General features: G+C 70.6%; 4 protein-coding genes and 1 pseudogene. 2 read left to right on the forward strand and 3 right to left on the reverse strand.

The window, feature by feature from the left end; all coding sequences use genetic code 11:
* From pdxY to KBX53_RS17650, 3 genes are all read right to left on the reverse strand, one after another.
* A partial coding sequence (gene pdxY / locus KBX53_RS17640) for a pyridoxal kinase PdxY (RefSeq protein WP_210860437.1) occupies positions 1-654 on the reverse strand: 654 nt, incomplete at its 3' end.
* A gap of 173 nt (positions 655-827) precedes the next feature.
* On the reverse strand, positions 828-1622 hold the full coding sequence (locus tag KBX53_RS17645) for a trypsin-like serine protease (protein WP_030336270.1): 795 nt from the start codon (positions 1620-1622) through the stop codon (positions 828-830).
* Between the two features lie 163 nt (positions 1623-1785).
* Entirely contained in the window at positions 1786-2802 is a 1017-nt protein-coding gene (locus KBX53_RS17650) for a LacI family DNA-binding transcriptional regulator (RefSeq protein ID WP_030336269.1), read from the reverse strand.
* 258 nt (positions 2803-3060) lie between these two features.
* On the opposite strand from KBX53_RS17650, the gene KBX53_RS17655 reads away from it, so the two are divergent.
* A complete protein-coding gene (locus KBX53_RS17655) occupies positions 3061-5415 on the forward strand; it encodes an AbfB domain-containing protein (RefSeq protein ID WP_210860439.1) in 2355 nt (784 codons plus the stop codon).
* A gap of 388 nt (positions 5416-5803) precedes the next feature.
* A pseudogene (locus KBX53_RS17660) lies at positions 5804-6610 on the forward strand (cytochrome P450); the annotation flags it as partial.

The raw sequence follows: 6610 nt of genomic DNA on the forward strand, positions 1-6610 counted from the left end.
GCCCCCACCGTTCGGGTTGATCGGCAGCAGCGGTGTGGTCACCGCCCAGGCGCCCTCGTCGGAGACCGCCACCACCTCCAGCGAGTCCGGCGGCAGGTCGCCGTGCAGCACGCTGGTCACCAGGACGTGCCGTGGCCCGTTCGCGCGCACCACGTCGACAGCGTCGAGCACCTCGGCCAGCGATGTCGTCGTGCGGCCGGCGAGGAAGTCCAGCTCGAAGTGGTTCGGCGTGATGATGTCCGCACGGGGCACGACGGTGTCGCGGAGGTACTCCGGAATTCCGGGCCGGACGAACATGCCCCGGCCGGCGTCGCCCATCACCGGGTCGCAGCAGTACACGGCGTCCGGGTTGGCGGCCTTCACCGTCGCCACCGCGTCCAGGATCACCGCGCCCACCGCCGGGTCGCCCTGGTAGCCGGAGAGCACCGCGTCGGCGTCGCCGAGGACCCCGCGGTCCCCGATTCCGGCGATCACCTCCGCCACGTCCGCCGCGGGGAGCGTCGGGCCCCGCCATGCGCCGTACCCGGTGTGGTTGGAGAAGTGCACGGTCAGGACCGGCCAGACCTCGTGCCCGAGGCGTTGCAGCGGAAAGGCCGCCGCCGAGTTGCCGACGTGGCCGTAGGCGACCGACGACTGGATGGACAGGATCTTCACCGGCCCATCATCGCCGCTGCGGCCGGCGTCGCACTGACGGCCCGCCGTTTCTGTCGGGTGGCCCACTCGCCGCCCGCCCGTGGGCACGACGCGAACGGGCGGCCCGGACCGTGCCGTCCGGACCGCCCGAGTGGGCGTGCGGTCAGCCGCTCAGCCTGGCCGCGGTCGTACGGTCAGCCGCCGAGGCTGGCCGCGGCCGAGGCGATCGACGAGGCGAAGTAGCTCACCTGGGTGTAGACGCCGGGGTAGTTGGGCCGGGCGCAGCCGTTGCCCCAACTGACGATGCCGACCTGGATCCAGGCGTTGTTGGCGTCGCGGCGGAACATCGGGCCACCCGAGTCGCCCTGGCAGGTGTCGGTGCCGCCGCTGGCGTAGCCGGCGCAGATCTCCTGGGCGGGGATGAGGTCGCCGCCGTAGTTGGCGTTGCACACGGAGTCGCTGACGAACGGCACCGTCGCCTTGAGCAGGTACCGCTGCTGGCCGCCGCCCTCCCGCGCGGCACCCCAGCCGGCGACGGTGAAGGTGCCGCTGTCGTACGCGGTGGTGGTGGCGATCGGCAGCGTGCTCAGCCCGGTGACGGGGCTGGCCAGGCGGATCAGCGCCCAGTCACGGCCCGCGCCGTTGTAGCCGGGGGCCCGGTAGACGTAGTTGGACCGGACGGTGATCCGGCTGGACGACTGGAGGTCGACCGTCCCGAGCGTCGCGGTGATGCTGGTGTTGGTGCCGGTCGAGCCCACGCAGTGCGCCGCGGTGAGCACCAGCCGGGGGCTGTACAGCGCCCCGCCGCAGCCCATCGAGAGACGCACCATGAACGGGAACTCGCCCTGCGCGGCGCGGGTGCCGCCGACGACGGTCGGCGTCACGGGGCTGTCGGCCGCGGCGGCCGGCGCGGTGAGGGTGAGGCTGGCCGCGGTCACCGCGGCCAACGCGGTGGCCAGCAGGCCAGTGAGGGTACGCCAGCGAACCATGCATTCCTCCGCATCAGGGTGGCGCGCCTCGTGAGCGCACCGCAGTCGAGATAGCGGTCATCATATTGAGAGTTATGGATCTCGCGGGTCATCCTCTCTGGGTCGTACCACCGGCGTTATGGATCTCGCCCGGTGCGCCGCAGGGCTGCGGTGCGACCGGTTGTCAGCCGCCAGGGGTGCCGGTGCTCTCTCGGCGGATGAGGCGGAACGGTGTCTGCACGCTCAGCGGCCCCGCGACCTCCGCGCCCTCGATGCGGGCGACGAGACGGCGTACCGCGAGACGGCCGATCTCCCTCTTGTCCGGGGCGATCGTGGTGAGGGTCGGTGCGCTGAACCGCCCGTCCTCGATGTCGTCGATGCCGACCACCGCGACGTCCTCGGGAACCCGGTGGCCGGCCTCGGCCAGCGCCCGCAGCGCGCCGATGGCGACCAGGTCGTTGTAGGCGAACACCGCGTCCGGCCGGTCACCGCGAGCGAGGAGGTCGTGCATGGCCCGCCTGCCGTCGAGCCGGCCGAACGCGTCGGTGCGGGCGACCAACAGTGGTCGGTACGGCAGGCCGGCCGCCGCCAGGGCCTCGCGGTAGCCCCGGACCCGCAGGTGGGCCGACTGCCGGTCGCCGCCAGCGGTGGCGCCGATGAACGCTATCCGGCGACGGCCGATCGCCACGAGATGCCGGATCGCCGCGTGGCTGGCCGCGACGTTGTCGATGGCGATGTGGTCGTGCGGCACGTCGTAGACGCCCTCACCGATCAGCACGAGCGGCCCGCCGGCGGTGCGGGCCAGCACCTCCTCCCGGCCGATGCGCACCGGGCTGAGGATCAGGCCGTCGATGACGCGCTGCCGGGTGCCGTCGAGGAGCGCCAGCTCCGCCTCCCGGTCGGCGGCGGTGTTCTCCATGACGAGGGTGTAGCCGAGCCCGGCGGCCTCGGAGATGGCGATCTCGGCGAGTTCGGCGAAGTAGGGGTTGGTCAGCTCCGGGACAGCCAGGGCGATCAGGCCGGTGCGACCGCGGCGCAGGTGCCGGGCGCCGAGGTTGGGGCTGTAACCGAGTTCGTCGATCGCCTGCTGCACCCGTTGTCGGGTCCGCTCCCCCACCGGGCGGTACCCGTTCACCACGTTCGAGACAGTGGCCAGCGAGACACCGGCGCGCTGGGCGATGTCCTTCAGGCTGACGCCCATCCACCACCCTTTCGCGACGTCGACCGGCGGGCCGGCCGGGCATCGACGAACAAGCATTGACGGGACGCCCAGCGCGGCTCTATAACGTTATACAGGCGAAGACAGATGTCAATATGCCGACCACCGTCGGCGGGTGGAGATCCCACCCGACGTCCGTCGCTGACGCCCGTCCCCCGTCAATGACCACCCGATGCCCACCACCCACGCGCTTCGGGCCTGGCTGCACCGCCCGTGGCAACCCGCCCCCTCGGAGACGGCATGACACGTCACGTCCCCATCCGCCCCGCCCTGCCCCTGCTGCTCGTCCTCGCGGTGGTGGCCGGCTTTCTCGCCGCGCCCTCCTCGTCGGCGTCCGCCGCGCCGGCCAAGACGCCGCCACTGACCACCCCCTGGACCAGCCAGGCCCTCGCCGGCACCCCACTGCCCGAGTACCCGCGACCGCAGATGACGCGGCCGGACTGGCTCAACCTCAACGGCGAGTGGCAGCTACGCCAGTCGACCACCGACGACGCCCCGCAGTTCGGCACCAACCTGCCCGAGCGGGTGAACGTGCCGTTCCCGGTGGAGAGCGCCCTGTCCGGCATCCAACGGGCCGCCAACGACAACCGCAACTACCTGTTCTACCGACGCACCGTCACCATCCCGGCCAACTGGTCGGGCCGGCGGACCCTGCTGCACTTCGGCGCCGTCGACTGGCAGAGCACCGTCTGGGTCAACGGTGTCCGGGTCGGTGCGCACACCGGTGGCTACGACGCCTTCACCTTCGACGTGACTGCCCAGCTCACCGCCGGGGCGAACGAGATCGTCGTGAAGGTCTGGGACCCCACCGACACCCGGCAGAACGGCAGCCTGCCCGCCATCGGCAAGCAGACCAAGACACCCGGCGGGATCTTCTACACCCCCAGCTCCGGCATCTGGCAGACGGTGTGGATGGAGCCGGTGCCCGCCGCCTCGATCAGCAGCGTGGACCTCTACCCGAACCTGAGCACCAACACCGTGCGGGTCCGGGTCTTCACCAGGGGCGACGTGAGCGGCCACAGCGTGCTCGCCGAGGCGCTGAACGGCGCCACTGTGGTCGGCTCGGCCACCGGCGGCTTCACCGAGTTCACCGTGCCCGTGCCCAACGCGCGCCGCTGGTCACCCGACGACCCGTTCCTCTACAACCTCCGGGTGACGGTGCGCAACGCCGCCGGCGCCGTGGTGGACCGGACCACGCACTACTTCGGCATGCGCGAGATCACCACCGGTCTCGTCAACGGGGTGCTGCGCCCCAAGCTCAACGGCCAGTTCGTGTTCCAGGTCGGCACCCTCGACCAGGGCTTCTGGCCGGACGGGCTCTACACCGCGCCGACCGACGCCGCGCTCGCCTTCGACCTGCAGAAGCACAAGGACCTGGGCTTCAACATGGTGCGCAAGCACATCAAGGTCGAACCGCAGCGCTGGTTCTACCACGCCGACCGGCTCGGTCTGCTGGTCTGGCAGGACATCCCGTCGCTGACCGCACAGGACGTCGACCCCACCGACGCGCAGCAGGCGCAGTTCGAGGCCGAGGCGCGCGAGATCATCGACGAGCACCGCAGCTCACCCGCCGTGATCGCGTACACGCCGTACAACGAGGGCTGGGGCGAGCGGTCCCTCGCCGACACCCGGCGGGTCGCGCAGAACATCAAGAACCAGGACCCGACCCGTCTGGTCAACCCGCACAGCGGCCACAACTGCTGCCAGTCCCTCGGCAACCCCGGCAACGGCGACATCGACGACTGGCACGTCTACCTCGGGCCGGACTCCCCCGTACCGTCGAGCACCCGGATCGCCGTGCTCGGTGAGTTCGGCGGCCTGGGCCTGCACACGCCGGGGCACGAGTACAGCCCGAACGGTCAGTTCTTCGCCTACGAGTGGCAGGCCAACTCGACAGCGCTCACCGACCGCTACGTGGGGCTGGTGCAGGGCAGCCAGAACCTGATGCTCGGCAAGGGGCTCAGCGCCTCCATCTACACCGAGATCGCCGACCTGGAGGGTGAGCTGAACGGCTTCCTCACCTACGACCGGCGGGTGATCAAGATGGACCAGGCGCGGGTGCGCGCCGCCAACACCGCACTGATCAACGCCTCGAAGACCATCGGCAGTTCGGGGCCCGTCGCCCTGCCGACCAACACCCGCCGATCGTTGCAGGTGACCACGCCCGGCTTCACCAACCGTTACCTGCGCCACCAGGACGGCCTGGCCTACACCGAGGTGGTCGACGCCGCGAGCCCCAGCCTGCTCAAGGCCGACGCCACGTACACCATCCGGCCCGGCCTGGCCGGCACGGGTTGCTACTCGTTCGAGTCGGTCAACTTCCCCGGGCAGTACCTGCGCCACCAGAACTCCCGGGTCCGCAACTCGCCGGACGACGGCTCCGCGTTGCTGCGCGCCGACGCCACCTGGTGCGCCCGTACCGGGCTGACCGGCACCGGTGTGTCGCTGGAGTCGTACAACTTCCGAGGTAAGTACCTGCGGCACTACAACGCGGAGGTCTGGCTCAGCAACGGCACCGGCGGCGACGCGTACAACACGCCGACGTTGTGGACCGCCGACAGCACCTGGAGCATCGCCGCTCCATGGGCGCCCTGACCGGGTCGTCACGACCCGACGTGCGGGGGGTTCCGGCCTGGGCTGGAACCCCCCGCACCGTTGTCACCGGCCCGGCGGCGTCACTCGTCGTCCCGGGGGTCGTTTCCCCGGTCATGAGGGGAATCGGCGAGTCGATTGCACCGTCCGACCGGGTCGGCTTTTCCGGGCAAGGGCCGTGCCGCAAGTTGCATCCCGCCAGGTTCGCCCGGCTGTTGCAACACGCAATCAGGCCGAGCAATAAATAGACGAAAACCAATCTTGACTTGTACGCCTGGCCAGCGCACCGTAAAGGGCCAGAGGCAGATGAGCGCCATTATCGGCATCGCCGAAGTGGATCGCCAAATGGGGGCGCTGCCGGTTTCGCGCCGCGTGCGTCAGGAGGCTTTCCATGCGTCTGAATCCCTTCAGTAGGGTCTATCTCACCGACCCGGCTGGCGTGTGGCGGCGCATTCTCGACGATCCCGACGGCGCGCACTACGCCGAAGATCTGGACCTGTGGTTGATCAGCAGACACGCACACGTCCGGCGTGCCCTCGCCGACGCCGCGACATTCGCCAATGCCCTCACCCTCGTTCCGGTCTACGAGGTCTGCCCGGCGGCACTGAGCGTGATCATGCAGATCGACGCGCCACCCACGACGGCCGCCGCGGACCCACCGACGCACCCACGCACCCGCCGGGCCCTGCGGGCGACCTTCGCGAACACCGCCGAGCGGGTCGAGGCCGAGTACGGGGTGATCGTCCGGCGAAGGGTCGAGCAGCTGGTGTCCCGTCTCGCCGCCCGTCAGGGCGAGCAGGTCGACCTGATCCCGGACTTCGCGACCGAGCTTCCCCTGCTGGTGGTCCTGGACATCCTCGGGGTGCCCGACGCGGACATCGGGCGGATCCGGAGCTGGGCGGACGGCCAGATCGCCCTCATCTGGGGGCAGCCCGACCCGGCCGAGCAGGTACGCCTGGCGCAGGGCCTGCTGGAGTTCTGGCACTACTGCGAAGAGCTGGTCCGCCGGCGGGTGGACAGTGGACAGCAGGGCGACGACTTCATCAGCCGGGCCCTGACCTACCGCGACGACGACGACAGCGTCCTGACGGTGCCCGAGGTGGCGAGCCTTGCCTTCAACCTCCTGGTCGCGGGGCACGAGACCACCGCCGGGTTGCTCGCCCACGCTCTCGACCAGGCCCTGTCCGATCCCCGGCGG

The sequence above is a fragment of the Micromonospora sp. M51 genome (assembly GCF_018070305.1).
Taxonomy (GTDB): domain Bacteria; phylum Actinomycetota; class Actinomycetes; order Mycobacteriales; family Micromonosporaceae; genus Micromonospora; species Micromonospora parva.